The following is a 25,494-nucleotide window of genomic DNA, read 5'->3' as shown; positions in this document are numbered from 1 at the left end:
AGGTTTCTTATTTACTTATTAATCGCTACTTTCTTATTCAGTGAATCCAGATAAAAATGCCTGTAGGTTCTCATTAAGCTTTTCTATACAGTAACCGCCTTCTACTAAGACAATGACTGGTTTGCTTAATGCTTTGAGCTTTTGCGCCAAAGTTTTAAAACCCTGCGTACTGACTTCACATTTAGCTTGAGGGTCATCTTTATAAACATCGAATCCTAAGACATGGACGATCACGTCAGGATTGAACAATTTTAAAGATGCTATTGATTTATCGACTTGATCAAAAAACCCATCTTCATCCGTACCATGAGGCATGGGAAAATTAATGTTATACCCATATCCCTCTCCTTCACCTCTTTCATGCTCATGACCTGCAACTACTGGATAGAAATTAATAGGACTGCCGTGTACTGAGGTATAGAGCACATCTTTACGGTTATAAAATATTTCTTGAATACCCTGACCATGATGCATGTCAGTATCTATGATGGCTATTTTTTGGTATTTTTGACGGAGGTGCTCAGCGATAATTGCCGCATTGTTTAGATAGCAAAAGCCACCAGCGGCACTTTTGCGCGCATGATGACCTGCAGGTCTAGTGATACAGACTTGGATAGCGTTTTGACTTGTCGCATCGTCCAATAATGAATCTGCAGCATTAAGCGCCGTTTGGGCAGACCAGTAGATTGATGTCCATGAATGCTTACCAATAGGTGCGCTGCCATCAGCTTGATATTTAGCTGCTTTAGCTAAGATTCCAAGACCAGGATTATTTGGGATATAAACGGTCGTTTGAACCTCCTCTCCCATCTCCTCATCTACCGCCATCCATTCATCATGTCCATGCTTCAAAAACTCGACGTAATCAAAGGCATGTACAGCCAATATTGGATCAATACCTATATCTTTGGCAGTGATAACTTCTAATCCCATCGCTTCTGGCGCTTTTAGTAACTCCGTTAAACGCTCAGGCTTTTCTTGTGGTTCACGCATTTGTCCACGAGAAAAATATGTTTTTGGATGATGGAGCATTTGGTTTTCATGGCTATATATTTTCATTCTAAACAGTCCCTTGTTATAAATAATTTCTATATAAATAATAGTTATCGGCCCATTAATACCAGCTAATAGGTGTTTTTATATTAAAAATACTAATGATAAATAAATAGACAGTTGAAAAAATATCAACTATCTATTCTTAGACCAGTCATCTCCGGCAGTCATTCAATATATGGCGCTACATAATTGCAGTCAAACGATATAAAATAATACTATGTATAAGTACAGCTAATACCCATAGATATATTGTTATAAATATAAGACTATACGGAAAAAAACAGAGATATTCTGAAAGTTTAAATAACACTATTTATATTTGGACTATCAAGAGCTAATTGTGCTTACTAGAAATTAAAGAGATGACATAAAAGTTTATTAAAGATGCGAAAAAGCCCCTTATCGGGGCCTTTTTATGGTTAACTCTTTGCTACAGGATGTAAATGACGTTTAATTGAGTCTATACACTAGCAATAACCTGCCATGCTGCTATTGCTTGATGCTTATCTTGATGCGCAAACAGAGGATGGCTTTGAGCTTCTGCTAGATTAAGTACAGGGGTTACGCAAGCATCAACCTCTGCGAATACTTTTTGCCAATGCGCAATTGATTGACTGGCAAATTTCTCTGTCATTGCCTGCTCAGCTTTTTTACTTTCAACTGTATTAGGCATTGATCCACGCTGCCAATGAGCATCAACGTATTCAGATAAGTCTAAGGTCTCGCATAATAATCGCCAGAACTTAAACTCTAATGAACCGACTGCCATATGGCGACCGTCTTGCGTTTTATACAAGCGATAGCATGGCAACATGCCACCTAAAAAGTCCTGATGTGGCTCTGGGCGTTGTCCATTTATGTTTTCCATCATATCAGCCGTTGCTTTTGGCATGACCAGATGATGATACAAGCTGTGCGTCATACTCACGGCAATGTGTCGACCTCGCCCTGTATTCTTAGCAGCAAATACCGCTGCCAGTAAGGCAATCACTGCGGTATCACTACCGCCAGCCAAATCTGCAAATTGCATATTGGGCATGGCTTGGTCACCTGAGGCTGTTTTGAGTTGATCAAGGGTGCCGCTCATTGCCATAAAGTTGATATCATGACCAGCCTTTGCTGCCCAAGCTTTAGCTGATGCATCAAGCGCCTCTGGAATACCATAGCCTGTGATAGAAACCATCACCAGTTTTGGATTGATAGCATGTAAAGTAGCGGCATCTAAACCCATTCCAACAAGGACCTCAGGGCGAAAGCTATCAAGCATCACGTCCGCATCTTTGATGTGTGCTTTTATTGCTTCGATGCCTGCTTCACTACGAAAACCCACCTTTTCACAATATTTGCCATGGTTTAAAGCCTTAAACAACTCACCAAACGCACGTCCTGGGTCGCCATTCTCTGGTTCAATCTTGATAATTTCTGCACCAAGATCGGCGAGTAAGCGCGTCGCGAATGGACCAGGGAGATTACGCGTGAGATCGACAACCTTGAGCCCGTTTAGACAGTCAGCCATCATGTCTTTCGCAATATTTGATATCGAACTGTTCGGTCTTGAATCATCAGTCATCTGAAAATACCTCGCCTTTTTTTGCCATCTCAATCAGAATCTGTGCAGGCTCAAAACGCGTGCCAAACTTAGCTGCCAGCTCATGACTACGCTTAACAAACTTTTCTACACCTGTCGCATTGATAAACTGGAGCGTACCCCCTTGATGTGGGGCGAAACCCCAACCAAAGATTGACCCTACATTACCTTCAGCAACAGCCCGCAAGACATTTTCTTCGTAACAACGAGCCGATTCGTTGGCTTGGATATAGAGCAGTCGATCTATCAGCTCTTGCATGTCTGGCTGCTCATCAATGGGTGGAAACAGTTCAGTAAGTTTTGGCCATAATCTCTTATCGCCTTTACCTTCATCATTTTGCGAATAATCATAAAAGCCTTTGTCGACCTTTTTACCTAAGCGTTCGTGGTCTTTTGCAATCACATTAAGCACTGCAGCAGATGGATGACTGACCCATTCTTTGCCCTCGCTGAGCGTATCTTTTTTGGATTGCTCCATGATATGCATAGATAAATCAAGCGACACTTCATCTTGCAGCGCGAGCGGCGGCATTGGCATACCAGCTTTGAGACCTGCCACTTCAATTCGACGTGGATGCACGCCCTCACCTAACATCGCAATACCTTCTGAGACATACGTACCAAATACGCGCGAGGTATAAAAGCCGCGACTGTCGTTGACGACGATAGGCGTTTTGCCAATTTGTAAAACGAAATCAAAGGCTTTTGCTAAGGTTTCATCATCAGTCTGCGCGCCCATGATAATCTCAACCAAAGGCATCTTATCGACTGGTGAGAAAAAGTGCAGCCCGATGAATTGAGAAGGACGTTTACTTGCAGTGGCTAAGCTCGTAATAGGAATGGTCGACGTATTAGAAGCATAAACGACCGTTTCAGCAATGACGGCTTCTGCTTGTTCGGTACACTTGGCTTTGATATCGCGATTTTCAAATACCGCTTCGATGACCAAATCACAACTTGCAATATCATCATAGGAAGTGGTGGTTTGAATTTTACTTAATAACGCTTCTTTTTTGGTATCGTTTGAGCGTCCGCGATTAATGGCTTTATCAAGTAGCTTTTCTGAATATTGTTTACCTCTATTGGCATTTTCAATACTGGTGTCTAATAGCACCACATTGATGCCCGCTTTGGCGGCAACATATGCAATCCCAGCACCCATCATGCCTGCGCCAAGTACCGCAACCTTATTTACTTTTTGTCGATCAAAGCCGTTAGGACGCGATTGTCCTTTTTTAATCTGGTTTAATTGCGTCCACATAGAAGTGATTAAATTGTTGGATTCAGGCGAGAGTACACAAGCAGCAAAGTAGCTCGATTCGACCTCAAGCGCAGCATCGATATCAAGTAAGCTACCTTCAAATACGCAAGACATGATATGGATAATAGCAGGATAATTGCCGTGAGATTTCTGATACGCCATAGCTGGCGCAACAGATAGCATTTGCGCATTCTTTGGATGATTCGCATTGCCACCAGGAATGCTAAAGCCTTTTTTGTCCCACGGTTGCTGTGCATCAGGATTGGCCTTAATCCACGCTTTAGCTTTGTTTAACATATCGTCTTTGTCACTAGCTATCGCATCAATAAACCCAATCTCTTTAGCAGCGATAGCACTGACAATTTTACCTTGGGTCATCATCTCAAGCGACTTTTGCATACCGAGTAGGCGCATGAGACGCTGAGTACCACCGCCACCGGGTAGCAAGCCTAACTTCACCTCGGGCAATCCAATTTTAGTTCTAGCTGAATCGATGGCGAGTCGATAATGACAGCCCAACGCAACTTCTAGCCCGCCACCAAGCGCCGAACCTGTCATCGCTGCAACGACAGGTTTGCCAGATTTTTCAAGTTTACGTAGGCTTGCCTTGAGCGACTCAACCAATTTAAACGCTTGCTCGTGGGTTTGAATACTCGCAAGCTGGTCAATATCAGCGCCAACGATAAAAGACTCTTTACCTGACGTTAAGATAAGCCCTTTAGCCGTCTCATCGTTTGTGAAAGCATCGACCAATACCGCAAATGAGTGATTAAAAGTATCATCAATCACATTCATCTTACGCGCGGTTTGGTTAATAGTGACTATTACGATATTGCCATCGTCACGCTCAGCAGAAAAATCTGCCAACTCATTAATCGTTTGGGTGCAATCCATGCTCATTATTATTCCTTTTTTTAAATTCAAACTTATTATTTAACCATCGTCTTACAGATAGCTTATACACGCTCAATGATAGTCGCGATGCCCATACCGCCACCGATACAAAGCGTAATCATGGCCGTTTTTAGGTCACGACGCTCTAACTCCTCAAGCACAGTGGTGAGCAGCATGGCTCCAGTAGCTCCTAATGGATGTCCCATCGCAATAGCGCCACCATTGACGTTGACTTTATCCAATGAGACACCCAAATCTTTCGCTGTCTTCATCGGTATCGCGGCGAACGCTTCGTTGATTTCCCATAAATCAATATCAGCTGCCGTCATACCGGCTTTTTTGAGCGCCTTTTGGCAAGCAGGTGTCGGACCGGTCAGCATAATAGAGGGCTCAGAGCCAATAACCGACGCCATAATGACTTTCGCACGCGGACGCAACCCTGCTTTTTTACCCGCAGCCTCACTCCCCAAAAGGCAAAGCGCAGAGCCATCAACGATACCAGAGGAATTACCAGCATGATGCACATGATTGATACGCTCGATATTGGTATATTTGTCCAGCAAGACGCTATCAAAGCCCATAGCACCAAGCGATGCAAACGAAGGCTTGAGCCCTGCTAAAGTATCAACGGTAGTATTAGGACGAATGGTCTCATCTTTATCTAAAAGCAAACGACCATTTAAATCATGCACAGGTATCACCGCATTGTCATAGTAACCAGCAGCCCATGCGTTAGCAGCACGGTTATGCGACTCGGTAGCAAAGGCATCAACATCTGTACGACTAAAACCTTCAAGTGTTGCAATGGTATCGGCACCAACGCCTTGCGGGGCAAAGCCAGTCACAGAATTTACCCGCGGATCCATAAACCAAGCGCCACCATCTGCGCCCATTTTTACACGGCTCATTGATTCCACACCGCCTGCAACGACCATATCCTCCATACCTGACATGATTTTACTCGCTGCCAAGTTAATTGATTCAAGGCCAGAGGCGCAAAAACGCGACAATGTCACGCCAGCGACAGTTTCATGCCAGCCCGCATCAAGCACCGCAATGCGGGCAATATCTGCGCCCTGTTCACCGATTGGGGTCACACAGCCGAGCACGACATCGTCGACCAAGCTAGTGTCTAAATCATTACGCTGTTGCATGGCATTAAGTAAAGTGCGTACCAGCCAAATGGGGGTCGCTTGATTTAAGCTGCCGCCTGCTTTGCCTTTACCGCGAGGGGTACGAATGGCGTCGTAAATGTAAGCCGTCTGAATCATGCTATATCCTTATAGTCTTGATAAAATAGTCTTAATGAAATGGTCTTAGTGAAATTTTTGATTATTTATAAACGAGACGCTTACATAAAGCGTGACGCCAGCTCTTTCATAATCTCGTTGGTACCGCCATAGATTTTCTGTACGCGCGCATCAGCGTATAAACGTGCAATCGGATATTCCATCATATAGCCATAACCACCAAATAACTGGACGCACTCATCCATCACGATACATTGTTTTTCTGTCACCCAATATTTGATTAAGGCAGCATGCTGCACCGTGAGCTTATTTTCGATCAACGCTTCAATAGCAGCATCACACAAGGCGCTTGAGGCAATATAATGCGTGTTGCATTCTGCTAGCTTAAAGCGAGTATTTTGAAAGCTCCAAACAGGTTTGCCAAAAGCGGTGCGCTCTTTGGTATAGTCAATGGTCAAGTCCAGTGCTAATTTCATCGCCCCAATTGCTGCCAGTGCTACAATCAAACGCTCTTGCGGTAATTCTTGCATTAATTGCGCAAAACCTAACCCTTCAACCGTACCCAATAAATTGGCTTGCGGCACGCGCATGTTATTGAAGAACAGCTCTGAGGTATCTTGTGATGCCATACCAAGTTTTTTAAGCTTTTTGCCACGCTCAAACCCCGGAGCATTATCGGTTTCGACAACTATAAGCGATACGCCTTTAGCACCAAGAGATCGGTCAGTTTTGCAGGCAACAATGATTAAATTACCCAGTTGACCGTTAGTGATAAAGGTCTTTGAGCCATTGATAATATAATCATCACCTTCTTTGACTGCGTAGGTTTTGATGTTTTGCAAATCTGAGCCTGTGCCTGGCTCAGTCATAGCAATCGCGCCGATTAACTCACCCGTTGCCATTTTGGGTAGCCACTTTTGCTTTTGCTCTTCAGTACCATGATGCAAAATATAAGGGGCGACGATGCCTGAATGCAAAAAGCCACCGAAGCCCGCTTGATTGGCTTCAGATTGCGCATAAATCAGCGCCGCTTCATGGCGAAAATCACCACCTGCCCCGCCATATTCTTCTGGCATTGAAGCACACAAAAAACCCATCTCGCCCGCTTCTAACCAAGCCTCACGATCGAGCATACCGTTTTCACGCCACTTCTCATCATGGGCCTCCCAATCTTTAAATACTTTGAGCGCACTCTCGTGCAGCATTTCGATCTCTTCATCCATCCATTTTGGCTTAAAGCATGCAATAGTCATTGATCCATCCTTGGTCTTTGGTTACTAGGTAGTTTGATTATTCACTATACTTGTTTATACAATGACTGCCAAACCAAAGCTCATGAACTACTAGGTCATTAACTTTGCTAATTACTAGTCCGTATCGTTAATTGCAAGTGCTGTTATTGTGTTTTTAATCATTGCCTTAATCCGTTCTCTAACGCCATAATTACGCAAAAACCCCGTATTGGGGCTTTTTTATGGTTATAGCATTCAGATAATAAGTTGACTATAATTGCGTTAAGCTTACAGAGTTGGCTTAAAACGCATCATTGATGGTTATACTAAGTCAGCTAATGCTCTCGAAATTTAGGTATAAGTTATGAAGAAAACGTTATTAATATCCAGCTTAATCGCTACTATCTCTATACCTGTCCATGCAGCAGATTATCAAAGCTTTATTGCGCCAAGCTCCTTAGGTAAAAGCATAAACACCCTAAATAAGAAATATAACTTGGGATTAAAAAAGCAAAGTTTAGGCAGTTATAGCAATCAACAATCTGCGGATTGCAGCCTTCATGTAGAAACAAATAAGAAGAATCAGATTAACCGAATTAGAATAATAGATAATGAGGCCTGCAAATATACGACTAAGTCCAATGTGAATTATAATAGTCAAACAACCAAAACACAGGATTTACTCAGTCAAGTCGATATCAAAGATGTGCAGTTTGTTCCAGGATGTTTTAACTGTCCATCACGGCTAGAGATAACTGATAATCTCGTCATCAATCGTGAAAAAGACAGCTACTATACGGAGTTTGAAATACAGGGCTACAATAAAAAGTACTTAAACTATATCGCCAAAAATCTTTTTGGTGATTTCTCAGATGAAAATTATTATTCCATCATGGATCTTCTTGAATCGAGAGCTGCTGAGGATCCTAGCCTTTACGATCGCAACGAATTCAAACTACAAGCGATTGAAGCTTACAATTTGCAAGACAAGCCACAGAGCTATACGATTGCACTTAAATAGCTTTTTTGAAATAGCTTATCTAAAACGACCATTCAATTAAATGGCCATAAGTTCTGCTGATAAGACAATTTCTATTGATGTGCAGGTAACTGCTGTGCAAATCACGCGGAATAGGCAGGCAACACAATCTGCACCACCAACCCTTGAATACCATCTTGGCGATTATAGACACTTATCTGACCCTTGTGCGCTGTCACCACTGCATGGACGATCGCCAATCCTAATCCATAACCACCAGTTTCACGATGGCGGGCAGAATCGAGCCGTACAAATGGCTGAAAAATGCGCTCCAAATCTTCATTCGCAACGCCGCCACCCTCGTCTATTATGCTGACTTGAATAGCAGGTCTTTTACCATCTATCTCCACTTCCTTAATCTCGGCAATAACCATTGAATCAGCTGCAGTATGCATAAACGCATTACGAATGATATTCTCAAGTGCACTGTGTAGCTGTTCTTGGTTACCTAGTACTGTCCAAGGAGTTTCTGGAGAGGTAGCTGATAAAGGCATGACTAATGAAGAATCTGTCAATAATGAATCATCCGGCTGCCATTGCCAGTGTACGTTTTTCTGTTGAAACTCAAAGCAGACATCTTGCCCAATCTCACTGATAATTTCGGAAATATCAACCTCTTCATTCTCCAAATTATCGATAGTATATTGCTGCATTTGTAGAGATTGAATATGAATGATTTGCTCAATCAGCTCATTCATCCGCGCAGATTCTTTATCAATACGATCAAGATAACGATTGGCATTCGGCGCAAAGTCTCGCGTCAGCTCAGTTGCAACGTCAAGCCGTGCCAATGGCGAGCGCAGCTCATGTGAGATATCACTGAGCATCTGCTTGCGTGCCAGCTCACTCTCAGCCAGTCGTGTTGATAGCTTGGCTACGTCTTTCGCGAGTAAACCAAGCTCATCATCTCCCATTTTGGATAGATTTGGATTAGCCTGATAATCGCCGTCAATCATACGGTGCACTGTGTTTTGTACACGGCGAATACGCTGGGTCAGTGTACGACTCAGCCAAATACAAACTAAGACGCTAAAGAGGATAATCAGTAATAAACGTATCGGAAAATTACCGCGTTGCAGCGCTACAACGTCGGCAAAACGCAGATGCGGACGCAATTGTACAATGACTGCCTGCTCATCTGGTAAGACGATCGTCACGTCAGCCAACTCAGGACGACTATCGGGATTAGCTATATTCGCGCGATTCGGTATCATCGGTGACAGGATATTATCTAAAAGTGATGGCTCATTATCAAATATTCTATCGTCGTTGCTACCAGGCATTTCATTATCAGACATTTTATTATCAGGCTTAGGCATTGACTGCATTGGTGGCATTGACGAAGGCCTCATTGTCTGCCTTTCATTTGGCATCCGTTCCTGCCTATGTTCCTGTCTACGCTCATCTCTATCACGATAACGCGGAAATATAATAGCGCCTTGCTCGTCATAGACTCTAATTTGATTCATAAGCCATCGGTCTTCACGATACATTTGCCTAACGGTAGTTAAATCACCCATTTGTAACGCTTCAACCATCTCTTGACGCTTAATTAATAAACTATCAATTTGTACATCCATGCGAGCATTCAGCGCTTTTTCGACCAGCCAGCGCTCCACCACGATAGATAAAATAGAGGTGATCAGAATCGTTAATAACAGGCTCAGAAACAGACGCCAAAACAGCGTGATTCGCACTTTGAATTTAGACGCTTGATTAAGAGTTTTATTGTTAATAGCTTTCTTGGCAGGTTTCATCGATGAGTCCGTCATTACAGCACCAGCTGATAGCCTTTACCACGGATAGCTTTGATAGGCTCATCGTGGAAAGGTTGGAGTTTTTTGCGTAGGCGCGAGACATGTACATCAAGGCTACGATCGAACGGCTGCAGTTCACGCTGCAACACATGCTCTGATAGCCAAGCCTTACTTACCACTTCGCCTTTTTGTTTGAGTAGCGCGACTAACAAATCAAATTCTGTCCCCGTCACTTGTAGCTCTACACCATCTATCTTACAAATTCGCTGATTTTGATCCAGATGCAAACGACTCTCTGGTAGCGGAGTATGCTCTGATGCCGCCGCATTAGTGCGCTTGATAACGGCATTGATGCGTGCCAGTAACTCACGCGGATTGCAGGGTTTAGTAATGTAATCATCAGCGCCAAGCTCAAGCCCAATAATACGATCGATCTCTTCACCTTTTGCCGTCAACATAATGACTGGAATATCACTAATATTCGGCAATTGACGTAGCACACTAAGCCCATCTATTTTTGGCATCATAATATCGAGCACCAGCAAATCATAAGCAGAAGTATCATTAGATGCGGTTTTAAGTTTCTGGATGACTGCCTCACCATCGTGAACGCAATCGCATTGAATACCATGATTGTGCAAGTATTCTTGTAATAACTGGGTCAACTCTTCGTCATCATCACCTAGCAATATATTTGGCACATCTATCTCCTTGAGCCTTAATAGCGTTATCACCCATATTATCAGGCATGTGCTTATCAATACGCTATAAACGTTACCTTTCTTAATACTTCATAAATGTTCGCAACCTTTAACTGTCGTAAGATAGCGCATATCAACAGCAAGTATTGCTTTTATACAGCGTACTTATAGATTGGCTGACAGTACCTATCTATAACGCTCTAAACATCATGCTTGCAAGATAAAAATTTAATGTTCATTTAACCAAACCGAATTAAATACAGGATATTTTTATGAAAAAATTATTAATGGGCTCAGTACTAGCAATGTCTAGCGTATTTGCAGTTACAGCTTGTACAAGTGTCAACGCAACCACTGATACAGCACCAACGACCAGCAAAATGCAGCATAAAGATGGTATGAAAAAAGGCGGCATGAGAGGCCCAATGTCGCAGCTAGATTTGACCGCCACACAGCAGGCACAAATCAAAGCCATCATGCAAGAAAAGCACGGCGATCGTGAAGCTGAACGTACAAAAAATAAAGCAGAACGTGCGCAAATGCATCAACAAATGCAAGCATTAACCAATGCGAGCACCTTAAATAATGCAGCTGTCAATCGTTTGGCTGATCAACAAGCGGCTAAAGCAAAGCAGCGTTTTATTGAACGCGTTCAAACTCAACATGCCATCTCACAGGTCTTAACTGCTGAACAGCGTGCCAAGATGGAACAACTCAAGTCAGAAAAACAAGAAAAAGGTCGTCAGCATTCACAAAACCGTAAAGGACATGACAAACAGCAAAGCCAAGGCATGTAAAAGATATGTACATGTAAGAGAGATCTGAGTTGTCATCAATAGAGAGATTTGTATTAATATTTAATGTCTCATAAAACTTGGTATAAAAATATAAAAAAGCGCATCGTATGAACGGTGCGCTTTTTAGTTCTCCACATTTACGTTCAAATCAATCTGATATTTTAATTAACTTTAAAAATTCTTTCTGTAAGAATGGTACGGAAATATAGCCATTTTTAGCCCATTAGAGGTTAACTCGTTCAGACTGAGGACACGTCCTAGTAATATCAAAAAATAAAAGTTGATAAACAGCTTTGCGCTCGCTGCTATATTCGTTACTATCTAACTATATAATCGTTCTCTTTAGTACTTCAGTATGATTTCCTACCCACTCGTAAAAAGGACTTTGCGATGCCAAAACTATCTTCTCAATCTTGTAACGATGTTATGCGCGCTCAAAACCCTCAAAATAAAACATTAGTAAAAACAACACTAAAGTCTGCTATGTTGCTGATTAGCAGTACGTTGTTGTTGTCCGTATCTGCTCACGCACTTGAACCCGTTTCCCCAACTGATGCCAATTCGATAAATAACACCTCAATTAATACCAGTGCGATTAATCTAGCAATTATGGCTGATAATCCTACCGTACTGTCTGAAACCAAGCGCATTACACGAGCGAAAACCAATGCGCTTACATCAACGACTAGCAATGCCAAAGTCGATGAAGCCATCTACTCTGAAGATGCTATTCACCATCCTGTATGGGCAAAGAATGGTATGGTCGCGACCCAAGAAGCACTCGCCTCCGATATTGGCTTAAAGATTCTAAAAGAAGGTGGTAATGCCGTTGATGCTGGGGTCGCTGTTGGCTTTGCCTTAGCAGTTACCTTACCTCGCGCTGGGAATATCGGTGGCGGTGGTTTTATGATGATTTATGATGCCAAGCAAGGCAAAACAGTGGCTCTTGATTACCGTGAAAAAGCACCGAGTAGCGCATCTCGTGATATGTATCTCGATGAGGAAGGCAATGCGGTCAGTGACTTATCCCGTTATCACGGCTTAGCCGTTGGGGTGCCGGGAACAGTGGCAGGACTGTTAAAAGCGTTAGAAGATCATGGCACGATGAGTCGCGGGCAAGTGATGGCGCCCGCAATAGCATTAGCAGAAGATGGTATAGAAGTTACCGCTGGCTTGTCTGAGTCGCTCACCGCATTAACCGATCGCCTGCAAAAATGGCCAAGCACCAAAAAGATATTTTTTAAACCTGACGGTAGCGCTTATCAACCTGGTGAACGCCTAAAACAGCCCGAGCTGGCTCGCTCGCTGAAATTAATTGCTGCACAAGGTGCTGATGGCTTTTATAAAGGTGAAACCGCGACTAAATTAGTCAAAGCCGTTAATGACGCTGGTGGTAGCATGAGCTTGCAGGATTTGGCCAATTATGAAGCGATTGCTCGCGAGCCAGTCAAAGGGGACTACCGTGGTTATGAGATTGTCTCTATGCCGCCGCCTTCTTCTGGTGGTATTCATATCGTACAGATTTTAAACATCTTAGAAGGCTATCCGCTTAAAGACTACGGACAAAATAGCGCGCAAACTATCCATTTGATGGCTGAGGCCATGCAATTGGCCTATGCAGATCGTGCTGAGTACTTGGGGGATTCGGACTTTATCGATGTGCCGACCAGCGGCTTAACCTCTCAAGCGTATGCAGATAAGCTGCGTACATTGATTAATCCAAACAAAGCCACGCCAGCAGCCACAATTAAAGCCAATAATCCACTCCCCTACGAGAGCGATCAAACCACGCATTTCTCCATTGTTGATAAAGACGGCAATGCAATAGCCAATACTTATACGCTTAATTTCTCTTACGGCACTGGCCTTGTCGCTGAAGGTACAGGCATTTTGCTTAATAATGAGATGGATGATTTTTCTGCCAAGCCTGGCGTGCCTAATGGTTATGGGCTATTAGGCGGTGAGGCAAATGCCGTTGAAGCCAATAAGCGTCCATTATCTTCTATGAGTCCTACCTTGGTATTTAAAGACAATAAACCTTTTATCGTCACTGGTAGCCCGGGTGGTAGTCGTATTATTACTACCGTTACCCAAATCATCTCAAATGTCATCGACCATGATATGAATATCGCTGAGGCCACTCATGCTCCGCGTATTCATGACCAATGGTTACCTGATGAGATTCGTATTGAAAAGGCGCTCAATGTCGATACGATTAAAAAACTAGAATCCATGGGCCATACGGTTAGCCCGCAAGCAGCAATGGGCTCAACACAATCAATTATGTTGACTCCTAAGGGTGTTTACGGTTCTTCTGATCCGCGTATCGTCGATGCGGCAGTGGTTGGATATTGATTGAGTATTAGATTAGGTATTAAAATTCATTCATTTCGCTAAGGAGAGCCATATGATTGAGAGCAAAAGACCTGATAAAGCCACGTTGGCGAGCATGTTTCGCGCTTTTATTGAGCCTGAATATGTGATCAGTGATGAGGAAACCCAAAAGCCTTTTGAGTGTGATGGGCTGTCTGTCTATTGTGATATGCCGCTGTTAGTCGTCTTGCCAGATACGGTCGAGCAGATACAAGAAGTCATGCGTATTTGCCATCGTTATCAGATTCCAGTAGTAGCTCGCGGAGCAGGCACAGGTCTTTGTGCCGGTGCCATGCCAAATCCTGATGGCGTGCTGTTAGTACTGTCTCGTTTTAAGCATATTCTCGAGATAGACCCTCTAGCCCGCACGGCACGCTTGCAGCCAGGCGTACGTAACTTAGCCATTAGTGAGGCGGCCTCCGTACATGGCTTATATTATGGTCCGGACCCCTCCTCCCAAATTGCTTGTACGATAGGAGGCAACGTCGCCGAAAACTCCGGCGGCGTGCATTGCCTCAAGTATGGGCTCACGGTACATAACTTATTAAAAGTAGAAATGGTGACGGTCGAAGGTGATTTGATAAGCATTGGTAGTGAAGGACTTGATAGTAACGGCATTGATCTTATGGCCTTGATAACTGGCTCTGAGGGATTGTTAGGAATAGTTACTGAAGTCATGGTCAAATTATTACCCAGCCCCGAAAAGGCGCAGGTCATTATGGCCTGTTTTGATAACGTACAGACGGCAGGCGATGCCGTAGGCGAAATCATTGCTAAAGGGATTATCCCAGCGGGGCTTGAGATGATGGATAGCTATGCCATTATAGCGGCCGAAGCATTTGCGCAAGCGGGTTACCCTACCGATGCTAAGGCGCTGCTCTTATGTGAATTAGATGGTACGGCAATTGAGGTTCAAGAACAAATCATCGAAGTTGAACAGCTCTTTATCCAATTGGGAGCCACCTCAACTCGAGTTTCTCAGAGCGAGGCGGAACGTGCTTTGTTATGGAAAGGTCGTAAGTCTGCCTTTCCAGCGGTAGGCCGATTCTCACCCGACTACTATTGCATGGATGGCACTATTCCTCGCGGCCAACTGGCGCATGTATTGACTGAAATGCAAAAACTCTCCGAGCACTATAATTTGCGCGTGGCCAATGTCTTTCATGCGGGTGATGGTAACTTGCACCCTCTGATATTATTCGATGCCAATATGCCTGGTCAGCTTGAAAAAACTGAGGAATTTGGCGCTCGTATCTTAGAGCTTTGTGTCAAGGTAGGTGGTTGTATCACTGGTGAGCACGGTGTTGGTATAGAAAAAATCCGCCAAATGCGTGTGCAATTTAATGAGCAGGAATTACGCCAATTTCATGCTATTAAATTTGCTTTTGATCCTGATGGTATGCTTAATCCAGGTAAAGGCATTCCTGTCCTAAAAAATTGTCAGGAATATCGGTCGCTTGATAAGATAATGGACGATTCAGTGAGTCAGCCGCCACAACAGGGAGCACCGGCATGAAAGATATAAGTGCTGAACTGATTGAGCGAATTAAACAGGCCAGTAGTGATGGTAGCAAATTACAAATAGTTGGCGGTGGTAGCAAGGAATTTATGGGTCGCACGCCCGAGGGCGTCCCGCTTAAAATTGCTGAGCACAGTGGTATTGTGAATTACGAGCCGATTGAGCTGGTGTTGACTGCACGAGCAGGTACTCCGTTAACTGAGATTAATAACGCTTTGAGTGAACACAATCAGAGATTGGCGTTTGAGCCGCCGCTATTTGATGGGCAGGCGACTTTAGGGGGCACGCTAGCATGTCACCTGTCAGGACCAGGACGTCCTTGGAATGGTTCGGTAAGAGATCACGTCCTCGGTATTCGCCTGATTAATGGTCGAGGCGAAGCGCTGCGCTTTGGTGGTCAAGTGATGAAAAACGTAGCTGGCTACGATGTCTCAAGAATGCAGGCTGGAGCGATGGGTACTTTAGGTGTCATTAGCGAGGTCAGCTTAAAGGTCATGCCCAAACCTGCTGCTACTATGACTCTCAAACGTGAAATGGAGGCAACGCAGGCTATCAAAGAGATGAACCGTTTGGCAGGTTTACCAAATCCTTTGACGGGCGCTTGTTGGTTTGAGAATCATCTTTATTTACGTTTAGAGGGCGCGCGTAGTGCAGTCGAGAGCACCGTTAAGCAGTGGCAAGGTAAAATTCTAGAAGAATCAGACACCCTATGGACGCAGCTACGCGAGCAGCAGTTAGACTACTTTTCAGGTCATGCGCCTTTATGGCGGTTTTCAGTCAATAGTAATGCTGAGCATGTATTTCCAGATAAAGAGTGGCTGGTGGATTGGGGTGGCAGCCAACGTTGGCTGCGCGGTGATTTCGATACTGAATCATTGGAAGCACTTGCCAACAGTATGGGCGGTCAAGTGAGTCTTTATAGTGGTGGTGATCGACTACAAGAGGTATTTCATACTCAACCCGAGGCACTGCGCGGACTGCATCAACGGCTCAAACATGCTTTTGATCCGATGGGTATTTTTAATCCAGGTCGTCTCTATAGTTGGATGTAATAGGAAAATATTATGCGTACCCAAATTAATGTGAAGTATCTAGATCATCCGGAAATCAAAGAAGCCGATGCTATCTTACGCAGCTGCGTACACTGTGGATTTTGTAATGCGACCTGCCCTACTTATCAAGAATTGGGCGACGAAAGAGATGGCCCACGTGGACGTATTTATTTAGTCAAACAGTTGCTTGAGACCGGTGACGTTAGCGAAAAAACGCAAACGCATTTAGACCGTTGTCTAACCTGTCGTAGTTGCGAAACCACTTGTCCTTCTGGCGTAAAATATGGGCGCTTAGCTGAAATAGGCCGCGGCATCATGGAGGAGCAATTAGAGAGACCACTACAGCAGAAGCTACTGCGCTGGTTGATACGCCAAGTCCTGCCCTATCCCAGTCGCTTCGGGCTTTTATTACGCTTAGGACAGTTGGTTCGATCCTTTTTGCCTCATGACTTAAAGCAACAAGTACCGATTAAACAAATTAAGCGCGCATTGCCGACCCAGCAGCATACGCGCCGGATGTTGGTATTAGCAGGATGCGCGCAGCCCTCAGCAACTCCAAATACCAATATTGTGGCCGCTCGGGTACTCGATAAACTAGGTATTAGCTTATTTACCGCACCCGAAGCTGGTTGCTGTGGTGCCGTCAGTTATCACATGCCAGCCCATGAAGAGGGACTGGCATTCATGCGCCGCAATATCGATGCGTGGTGGCCCCATATTGAGGCGGGCGTAGAAGCCATTGTTGTCAGTGCTTCTGGCTGTGGCTCGATGGTCAAAGACTATGGCGAAAAACTACAGTATGATCCAGATTATACCGTTAAAGCACAACGGGTTAGCGAGCTTACCCGTGATCTTGGGGAAATATTAGTTAAGGAAGATTTGAGTCAGCTACAATTGCAAGATAAAGAGCGCAAAACAGCCGTACATTGTCCTTGCTCATTGCAACATGCTCAGCAGTTGAGCGGCTTAGTTGAACAGATTTTGCAACAGGCAGGTGTTGAGCTCACGCCTACTAAAGACAAACATTTATGCTGCGGCTCTGCTGGAACCTACTCGATACTCCAGCCTAAGCTGAGTGAGCAATTACTAACTAATAAGCTTGCGGACTTGACGATTGGTCATCCAGAGCAGATAGTGACCGCTAACATAGGTTGCCAACTACATCTAAGTAGCCGATCAAGCATACCAGTGAAGCACTGGATTGAATTGTTGGATCCGCAGTAATTAGATCCAAATTAATAAGTTATTAAGTTAGTTTTTTAATTATAGGTAAGTTTGGCGAAACTGAGTAGGCGACATTCCTGTGAACTGTTTGAACTGACGGCTAAAAGCACTGTGATCACTATAACCGCAGTTCAACGATATCTGAGTAACTGATATATCAGGCATCGCCAAGAGCTTAATCGCATATTCTAAGCGCAGCTTTTGCACAAACTGTAATGGCGACATATTCAGTACAGCCTTAAAGGTACGCTCTAGCTGCGATACACTCAAATTAGCCAAGTCAGCCAATTGGGCGATATTGATTTTCTGATCAAGATGCCCTCGTACAAACTGAGACACTTCAGCCAAGCGAGCGTGTTTACGCAAAACGCGCTCGTTATCTTCATCAATATCGACCGAAATACCAACCATCGCGATTATTTGTTGACTCTTATTATAAATGGGCAGTTTATTGGTAATACACCAACCTAACTGACCAGACGCATAACTGTGCAGCTCTAAGTTATCAACGATAGACTTGCCTTCTCGTAATACCTTCATATCTTGCAAAATATAATCCCTACTCTGTCGATGCGAAAACACCTCCTCTGTGGTAAACCCTACGATATCTTCGTGCTGACTCAACTGACAGCGTTTTAACAAAGTTTTGTTTGCCAGCTGATAACGTGCTTGGTCATCTTTCACAAAAAACACCACATTGGTCAAAGTATTCAGCAGCGGCAGCAATAATGAGACATTACCAATAAAAGCCTCGCTACTGTCGGGATAGTAAGCAGTCATATTCTGCTGCAATGACGTGGTAAGCATAGCAAGCGCTGTATCTTCTATTACATCTGTTGTTACCTCTGTCATCGTATGTCATCCTTGTCATATCAATTTTAAACTCAGCCAAACATTCATAATTTACAGACTATTTCACGTATATCTATTCTATTACTATCAATTTTTAGGCACAGACTTCTCTAGTGTACACTGAGCCACTATGCAGAAATACGCATTTATCCATGAAAAAACAGCAAGACGCTCTCTCTAAAAAAGTCCACTCTATACATAGACCTTAGCAAATAAGAGCCAACTATTGGCTATTAAGTTAAAACCATTAGGTCTCATGCATAAAAAACGGAATGTAACTTTCTCACGGATGAATTAGGGCGTCGGTCATGTCTTCTACATTATTTAATTTTAAAATTATTGACTCGCATACGGGCGGTGAGCCCACTCGTATGGTCTATGACGGCTTTCCTGAGCTGGTCGGTGAGACTATTCAAGACAAGCTGCAATACTTCAAACAAAACTTCGATCATCTGCGTCAAAGTATCATCTTAGAGCCACGCGGCAATGATGTCCTCGTCGGTGCGCTACTTCTTCCTGCAACTGACCCTAAAGCCACAGCAGGCGTTATCTTTTTTAACAATGCTGGTTATTTGGGCATGTGCGGGCACGGCACGATTGGCGTTATCGTCTCATTAGCTTATCAACAAAAGATATCAGCAGGCGTACATTGGCTAGAGACTCCCGTAGGTCTGGTTAAAGCAACCTTACATGATGATGACAGCTGCAGTGTACAAAACGTACCTTCTTATCGTTATAAAAAACAAGTTGAGGTTCAAGTTCCTGAATTAGGCCTTATCCGTGGTGATATCGCTTGGGGTGGCAACTGGTTCTTTTTAGTCAGTGAGCATGGACAAGACATTCAAGCAAATAATGTCGAAAAACTGACTCAAGTAACCATGCAAATTAAGCAAGCATTAATCACTGCTAATATCACTGGCAAAAACGGCGGCGAGATTGACCATATCGAGTTATTTGCCGATAGCGATGATACGCAAGTCGATAGTAAAAACTTCGTTTTGTGTCCAGGTTCAGCTTACGATCGCTCTCCTTGTGGTACCGGTACTAGCGCCAAACTTGCTTGCCTAGCTGCTGACAACCGTCTAGCACCTGAACAACTTTGGCAGCAACAAGGCGTAGTCGGCAGCGTATTTACTGGCAGTTATCAGTATGCAACTGAACTTAATACTGAACTTAATACTGAGCTCAATACTGATCTTAGTACTAAACTCAATAATGCAGCTGGTACGGCTTATCCTGAACAGACCATTATCCCAACGATTTGTGGTCATGCTTATGTTTGTGCTGAAACCACACTCATTGTGCAAGAAAATGATCCTTTTAAATGGGGAATTCCATCTTAGCTGATTCGTAGCATTATTTATTAAGCGAAATGATTTATTAGTGACATATATATTGATAAACGCGTAAACACTATTAAGAGTGCTTAATCAGAAGAACGTAATCGAGAAAAATTATGACTACCTCAAACTTCGACTTACATATCATTGGTGGCGGCATTATCGGTCTAGTGGCTGCGGTGACGTTGCAAGCGCGAGGCGTAAAGGTCGCACTGCTCGACGCCAATGAAGTGGGTCAAGGCGCATCATTAGGTAACGCCGGTCATATCGCTACCGAGCAAGTATTCCCTATTGCTGATGCGAGCATGCTCCGTCATGTACCCGCCATGTTATTGAATCCGACTGGACCGCTACGTATAGATTGGCGCTATCTGCCACGTTTAATGCCTTGGGCAATGCAGTTGCTAATGAATATGCGCCCTGAGCCATTTGAGCGGATTCATCAAGCGTTGTTAAGCTTAAATCAAAACAGCCTGCAAGCATGGCAAAGCTTTGCTGAACAGTGGCAACTGGGCGATTGGATACAAGTAAAGGGTTCGTTATTAACGGTTGAAAAGACAAGTAGTCTTGAGCTATTAACAGCACACGGTAAGCGTCTCAATGACATTGATGTGAGCAATGAGCTGCTGAGCAAAGAGGCTTTATTAGAGCGTGAACCTGCTTTACAGGATAACCAGTTAGCAGCGTTATTTTTCCCAAATACAGGACATATCACCAATTTAAAAGCCGTCATTAATCAGCTTCATAATACCTTTAGACAGCTAGGTGGTCATGTCATTGAACATTGCCGCGTCCTTGCTGCGACCAGTGATGCAGAGGGTATTCATTTAACGACCAGTCAAGGTGATATGACAGCGTCCAAAGTGATGCTATCAGCAGGCGCCCACTCTAAAGCCTTGGCCAAGCAACTAACAGGCGTCAACATCCCTTTAGATACCGAACGTGGTTATCACTTGATGCTACCTCATGAAAGCGCGCGCTTACAGATTCCCGTATCGAGTTTGGATCGGCGCTTCGTCATGACCCCGATGCAAGAAGGACTACGTTTGGCGGGTACGGTGGAGTACGCAGGACTTGACGCACCTGCCAATATGCAGCGAGCACAAATACTTCTACAACATGCGCAGCCTATGTTAAAAGCGCCGTTAGATGCTAGCGATAGCGTGTCATGGATGGGTTTTCGTCCATCAACCGCAGACTCCTTACCCGTCATCGACAAAATCGAGCGTGTATTTTTAAGCTTTGGTCATCAGCATTTAGGTTTAACGCAAGCCGTCATTAGTGCGCAAATGATTGCCGAATACTATTTTGATGAAGACCATACTATCGATCCAAAACCGTATCAACTGGCTCGCTTTAAATAAGCTATTTATTAAACGGTTATGAACCAAGCAAAAATCAACCGATTCATCATTGAATCATTAACCATTAAATCACCAACAATATCAACACCAATAAGGATAGTCTCATGAATATAAATGGAATTTTAGTCCCAATCGTCACCCCTTTTGATAACAACGGCGACATTGATGCGCAAAAATTAGCGATACTGGTCGAAGCCTTTATTGAAAAAGGCGTAGCCGGTATCGTTGCTTGTGGTACTACAGGTGAATACTATACATTTTCGGCAGACGAGCGCGAGCTGGTGTTGACCACTATCGCCGAAGCCGCAAAGGATAAAGTCACCTTAATCGCTGGTATCAATAGTTTATCGACTGACCACTCTATTGAGCTTGCCGCACAAGCCAAAGCACTAGGTTATGACGGCCTTATGCTATCTGCCACCCCTTATAGCTTACCTGAGCAAGATGGCATCATTGCTCACTTCGAAAAAGTTGCGGATGCCAGTGAGCTGCCGATTATTATGTACAACTTCCCTGATCGTGTCGGCGTTGCTATTGAATTTGACACTGTTGCTCATTTAGCTAAACACCCCAATATCGTCGGCGTAAAAGAAAGTAGCGGCGACTTTAGTCATGCGCTACGCATGCTGCAAGCTAATTTTGATGACTTTGATGTGGTTTGTGGCTGTGATGATCAGCCCGTTGATTTCTTCTTTTGGGGTGCAAAAAGCTGGATTGCGGGCGCAGCGAACGTGTTCCCAGCAGAGCAAGTTGCATTATTTAACGCCACCCAGCAAGGCGACTGGGATAAAGCCAAGCAAATTATGAGCGAGATTTATCCTGCTATTCATTCTATGGAATCTGGCAACTACAACCAAAAGGCCAAAGCGGGCTGCTTAAACGGCACCATGGATGTCGGTTCAGTGCGCGTGCCATTAACTGACATGCCAGAAGACGAAAAAGCAGAGTTTTTAGCCCTACTGTCTAAATAGCACTCAGCTCAGCTTAGTAAAAACAAAGTTAAGGATAACCAACGCTAAATTTGATGCCGTATTCAAAATTCGAATCGATGGCATCAAACTTAGCAGACAAGGATTAGAAAAATGAGCACTAAAGAACAAGCTACTAAAGAGCAAGTATTTGAGAAAGCAAAACAGCAACAGCTGTGGGCTGGACATTTAATAGCGGCTGATAATTTATCAGAAGCGACTTTAGACAATTACACGCCTATTGATAATAGTGTTATCGGTCAGATTGCCTCGGGTACTAGCGATGATGTCGATACTGCCGTGCAAATCGCCCGCGATAGTTTTGAAAGTGGTGAATGGCGTCGTCTGGCCCCAGCTGAGCGTAAGGCTGTTATGCAGCGCTGGTGTGCACTAATGCATGAGCATTTCGAAGAGCTGGCAGCATTAGATTGTGTGGATGCGGGCAAGCCGATTACCGAATGCTTAAACACTGACATGCCAGCGACTATTGAGACTTTTGAATGGTATGCCGAAGCAGCTGATAAGGTATTTGGTAAAGTCGCGCCGACAGGTAACGCAGCTTTAGGACTTATTGTGCAAGAGCCAATTGGTGTCGTTGGTGCGGTATTACCTTGGAACTTTCCAGCCCAAATGTACGCTTGGAAAGTCGCCCCTGCTCTTATTATGGGCAACTCCGTCATTGTTAAACCCGCTGAGCTGACCTCTTTATCTGCCTACCGTTTAACCGAGCTTGCCTATGAAGCTGGCGTGCCCAGAGAAGCGCTGCAAATGGTCTGCGGTCTTGGTGAAAATGTCGGTGCAGCACTTGGTCAACATATGGATGTCGATATGGTGTCGTTCACCGGCTCAACAGAGGTCGGACGTCTGTTCTTACAATACTCGGCCCAAAGCAATCTAAAAGAGATCGTCTTAGAATGCGGTGGTAAAAGCCCACAAATAGTCTTTGATGATGCCGTACTTGATGACGCCGCTATTAACGATATCTTATCGGCCGCGTTTTGGAATATGAGTGAAAACTGTAGTTGCGGCTCACGCTTATTAGTCCACAGCAGTCAAAAACAAGCGTTACTTGAGCAACTAAAAAATGGTCTGAAAGGTTGGAAGGTCGGATCACCTTATGACTCTGATACCGCCATTGGTCCTATGATAGAAAAAGCACATTTTGACAAGGTTTCGCATTATTTACGGACCGCAAAAGATGAAGGCGCAACGATCATTGCAGGTGGCAACATTCGTGAAGATTTAGGTAGCGGCTGGTATATTGAACCCACTATTTTTGATGATGTTACAGCCGATATGATTTTGTTCAAGGAAGAAGTCTTTGGTCCTTTGCTGGCGGTGACAAGCTTTGAGACGGAAGAAGAAGCCATCAAATTAGCCAATGAAACCAACTATGGGCTCGCCGCTTCTTTTTATACACAGAACATCAAGCGCGCTTATCGTGTGGCATCGTCCATCAAAGCGGGTACGGTTTCAATCAATGGTTTTTCAGAAGGTGATATCACGACGCCATTTGGTGGCTATAAACAATCAGGGTTTGGCGGTCGTGACAATGGTTTAGAAGCCTTATCACAATACGCACAGACCAAGACTATTTGGCTGGTTAATTAGCAAGCGTGTTCAGTCAGTACAGTCATCAATAAAAAAAACAGCTTAAATGATTTAAGCCTTTAGTCACATACTTACAGGGAAGTAAGGCCATGGAAGCGATTATTAATACCATCGTCGGCTATATATGGAGCGATGCGTTAGTTTATTTAGCACTCGGTGTCGGCATTTATTTTACCGTGATGACTCGCGGTGTCCAGTTTCGCTATCTCAAAGAGATGGTTAGGCTGTTGTTTGACAAGCAAACATCAACCCAAGGTATTAGCTCATTCCAAGCCTTTAGTATGGCCTTATCAGGCCGAATCGGCGTCGGTAACATTGCAGGGGTTGCCACCGCAATCGCAGCTGGTGGACCTGGCGCAGTATTTTGGATGATAGTCATGGGTCTGCTTGGCGGTGCCAGTGCCTTTATCGAGTCAACACTTGCACAGGTATATAAGCATACCGTTGATGACCAGTATCGTGGCGGCTCACCCTTTTATATCGAGCGTGGGCTCAAAATGAAGCCTTTTGCCATTGTCGTTGCGGCTGTTACCTGCCTATCATATGGTATTTTGGTGCCTGGCGTACAAGCCAACACCATCGCTGATTCTTTTAATACTGCTTTTAATATCCCACCTGTTGCAACTGGTTTCATTATCGTTGCGCTGTTAGCATTTATCATATTTGGTGGCATAAAACGTATTGCAAGCTTCGCTGGCAAGGTCGTGCCTATTATGGCGATCGGCTATGTTTTGATGATGATCATCGTCTTAGTGTTTAACGCCTCAAACCTACCAGCCATGTTCGCGCTTATCTTCAAAAGTGCGTTTGGTATGGATGCCGTCTTTGGCGGTATTGTCGGTCTAGCAATCTCTTGGGGTGTGCGCCGTGCTGTATTCTCAAACGTTGCTGGTGCAGGCGAAGCCACTTTCAGTTCAGCGGCAGCAGAAGTCTCACATCCTGCCAAGCAAGGTTTAGTGCAAAGTTTCTCTATCTACATTGACACTGTGCTCGTCTGTACCGCAACAGCCCTAATGATTTTATCGACAGGCATGTACAACGTCATTCCCGCAGAAGGCTTGGTGCTGGTTGAAAACATGCCAGGCATTGCAGCTGGAACGGCATTTACCCAAGCAGCAGTCTCAACGGTATTTACCCAATATGGTAGTGGCTTCGTCGCTATTGCCATCTTCTTATTTGCCTTTACCTGCTTGATTGCTTATTACTATATCGCTGAAACAACGATGGTATATCTAGACAGCAAGATGCGCTATCCTATCTTAAAACCATTACTAAAAATTGTATTTTTAATCGTTTGCTTTAGCGGTAGTATACAGTCAGTAGGTATGATGTGGGCGCTAGGCGATATTGGTTTCGGCAGTATGTGTTACCTTAACTTCATCGCCATCGTCTTACTCAGCAAAACGGCGCTAAAAGTGTTAAAAGACTATGACGAGCAAATGAAGCTAGGACTCGATCCTGTCTTTGACCCTAGAAAAGCAGGCGTTGAAAATGCAGACTTCTGGATAGAGTATAGTGATAAACATGATAAGCGTTAAATATTAGCTAAATAATCGTAAATCTTTCGCCTATCAGAGCCTTCTACATCATTATGATATAGAAGGCTTTTTTAATAT

Annotated in this window: 19 protein-coding genes; 11 read left to right on the top strand and 8 right to left on the bottom strand. The window is 44.0% G+C overall.

Annotation, left to right across the window (positions count from 1 at the left end; all coding sequences use genetic code 11):
- Positions 1 to 33: 33 nt before the first annotated feature.
- The 5 genes from AK823_RS06765 to AK823_RS06745 form a co-directional block, all read right to left on the bottom strand.
- Positions 34 to 1,059: a histone deacetylase family protein gene (locus AK823_RS06765; protein ID WP_068327609.1), complete on the bottom strand. Its 1,026-nt coding sequence runs from the start codon at positions 1,057 to 1,059 to the stop codon at positions 34 to 36.
- Positions 1,060 to 1,516: 457 nt separating this feature from the next.
- Positions 1,517 to 2,596 (bottom strand): CaiB/BaiF CoA-transferase family protein, encoded by a 1,080-nt coding sequence (locus AK823_RS06760; protein ID WP_068330199.1) that lies wholly within the window; start codon positions 2,594 to 2,596, stop codon positions 1,517 to 1,519.
- Between the two features lie 22 nt (positions 2,597 to 2,618).
- Positions 2,619 to 4,805 carry a 3-hydroxyacyl-CoA dehydrogenase NAD-binding domain-containing protein gene (locus AK823_RS06755; RefSeq protein WP_068327602.1) on the bottom strand — a complete coding sequence of 729 codons (2,187 nt, stop codon included), beginning with the start codon at positions 4,803 to 4,805 and terminating at the stop codon, positions 2,619 to 2,621.
- Between the two features lie 56 nt (positions 4,806 to 4,861).
- Positions 4,862 to 6,067, bottom strand: a complete 1,206-nt coding sequence (locus AK823_RS06750; protein WP_203226604.1) for an acetyl-CoA C-acetyltransferase — start codon at positions 6,065 to 6,067, stop codon at positions 4,862 to 4,864.
- A gap of 83 nt (positions 6,068 to 6,150) precedes the next feature.
- On the bottom strand, positions 6,151 to 7,302 hold the full coding sequence (locus AK823_RS06745) for an acyl-CoA dehydrogenase family protein (RefSeq protein WP_068327588.1): 1,152 nt from the start codon (positions 7,300 to 7,302) through the stop codon (positions 6,151 to 6,153).
- A 343-nt stretch (positions 7,303 to 7,645) separates the two neighbouring features.
- Here AK823_RS06745 and AK823_RS06740 point away from each other — a divergent pair, with 343 nt between their 5' ends.
- Positions 7,646 to 8,302 carry a hypothetical protein gene (locus tag AK823_RS06740; RefSeq protein WP_068327584.1) on the top strand — a complete coding sequence of 219 codons (657 nt, stop codon included), beginning with the start codon at positions 7,646 to 7,648 and terminating at the stop codon, positions 8,300 to 8,302.
- A gap of 101 nt (positions 8,303 to 8,403) precedes the next feature.
- Here AK823_RS06740 and AK823_RS06735 read toward each other — a convergent pair whose 3' ends face one another.
- Both AK823_RS06735 and AK823_RS06730 read right to left on the bottom strand, forming a co-directional pair.
- Positions 8,404 to 10,077: an ATP-binding protein gene (locus tag AK823_RS06735; RefSeq protein ID WP_068327581.1), complete on the bottom strand. Its 1,674-nt coding sequence runs from the start codon at positions 10,075 to 10,077 to the stop codon at positions 8,404 to 8,406.
- Positions 10,078 to 10,091: 14 nt separating this feature from the next.
- Positions 10,092 to 10,778, bottom strand: coding sequence for a response regulator transcription factor (locus AK823_RS06730; RefSeq protein ID WP_068327579.1), 687 nt, complete (start codon positions 10,776 to 10,778; stop codon positions 10,092 to 10,094).
- Between the two features lie 272 nt (positions 10,779 to 11,050).
- Between AK823_RS06730 and AK823_RS06725 the strand changes: the two genes are divergently transcribed.
- The 5 genes from AK823_RS06725 to glcF all read left to right on the top strand — a co-directional run bounded on the left by AK823_RS06725 (position 11,051) and on the right by glcF (position 17,743).
- Positions 11,051 to 11,575, top strand: a complete 525-nt coding sequence (locus AK823_RS06725; protein WP_068327577.1) for a Spy/CpxP family protein refolding chaperone — start codon at positions 11,051 to 11,053, stop codon at positions 11,573 to 11,575.
- A 426-nt stretch (positions 11,576 to 12,001) separates the two neighbouring features.
- Positions 12,002 to 13,930: a gamma-glutamyltransferase gene (gene ggt, locus AK823_RS06720; RefSeq protein WP_068330197.1), complete on the top strand. Its 1,929-nt coding sequence runs from the start codon at positions 12,002 to 12,004 to the stop codon at positions 13,928 to 13,930.
- Positions 13,931 to 13,982: 52 nt separating this feature from the next.
- A complete protein-coding gene (locus AK823_RS06715; protein ID WP_068327574.1) occupies positions 13,983 to 15,464 on the top strand; it encodes an FAD-linked oxidase C-terminal domain-containing protein in 1,482 nt (493 codons plus the stop codon).
- On the top strand, positions 15,461 to 16,519 hold the full coding sequence (gene glcE / locus AK823_RS06710) for a glycolate oxidase subunit GlcE (RefSeq protein ID WP_068327571.1): 1,059 nt from the start codon (positions 15,461 to 15,463) through the stop codon (positions 16,517 to 16,519). Before AK823_RS06715 ends, glcE begins: the two co-directional genes overlap by 4 nt.
- 12 nt (positions 16,520 to 16,531) lie before the next feature.
- Entirely contained in the window at positions 16,532 to 17,743 is a 1,212-nt protein-coding gene (gene glcF, locus AK823_RS06705; protein WP_068327568.1) for a glycolate oxidase subunit GlcF, read from the top strand.
- A 39-nt stretch (positions 17,744 to 17,782) separates the two neighbouring features.
- On the opposite strand, the gene AK823_RS06700 is transcribed toward glcF, so the two are convergent.
- Entirely contained in the window at positions 17,783 to 18,595 is an 813-nt protein-coding gene (locus tag AK823_RS06700; protein WP_068327565.1) for an AraC family transcriptional regulator, read from the bottom strand.
- Positions 18,596 to 18,903: 308 nt separating this feature from the next.
- On the opposite strand from AK823_RS06700, the gene AK823_RS06695 reads away from it, so the two are divergent.
- The 5 genes from AK823_RS06695 (at position 18,904) to AK823_RS06675 (ending at position 25,416) form a co-directional block, all read left to right on the top strand.
- A complete protein-coding gene (locus AK823_RS06695; protein WP_068327563.1) occupies positions 18,904 to 19,938 on the top strand; it encodes a proline racemase family protein in 1,035 nt (344 codons plus the stop codon).
- A gap of 113 nt (positions 19,939 to 20,051) precedes the next feature.
- Positions 20,052 to 21,299, top strand: a complete 1,248-nt coding sequence (locus AK823_RS06690) for an FAD-dependent oxidoreductase (RefSeq protein WP_068327561.1) — start codon at positions 20,052 to 20,054, stop codon at positions 21,297 to 21,299.
- 104 nt (positions 21,300 to 21,403) lie between these two features.
- Entirely contained in the window at positions 21,404 to 22,270 is an 867-nt protein-coding gene (dapA, locus tag AK823_RS06685; RefSeq protein WP_068327551.1) for a 4-hydroxy-tetrahydrodipicolinate synthase, read from the top strand.
- Positions 22,271 to 22,381: 111 nt separating this feature from the next.
- Positions 22,382 to 23,878 (top strand): aldehyde dehydrogenase, encoded by a 1,497-nt coding sequence (locus tag AK823_RS06680; RefSeq protein WP_068327548.1) that lies wholly within the window; start codon positions 22,382 to 22,384, stop codon positions 23,876 to 23,878.
- 89 nt (positions 23,879 to 23,967) lie between these two features.
- Positions 23,968 to 25,416 (top strand): alanine/glycine:cation symporter family protein, encoded by a 1,449-nt coding sequence (locus tag AK823_RS06675; RefSeq protein WP_068327544.1) that lies wholly within the window; start codon positions 23,968 to 23,970, stop codon positions 25,414 to 25,416.
- Positions 25,417 to 25,494: the final 78 nt, after the last annotated feature.

This window comes from Psychrobacter sp. P2G3 (assembly GCF_001593285.1).
Classification (GTDB): Bacteria; Pseudomonadota; Gammaproteobacteria; order Pseudomonadales; family Moraxellaceae; genus Psychrobacter.
This window is presented reverse-complemented; position numbering and strand designations above follow the sequence as displayed.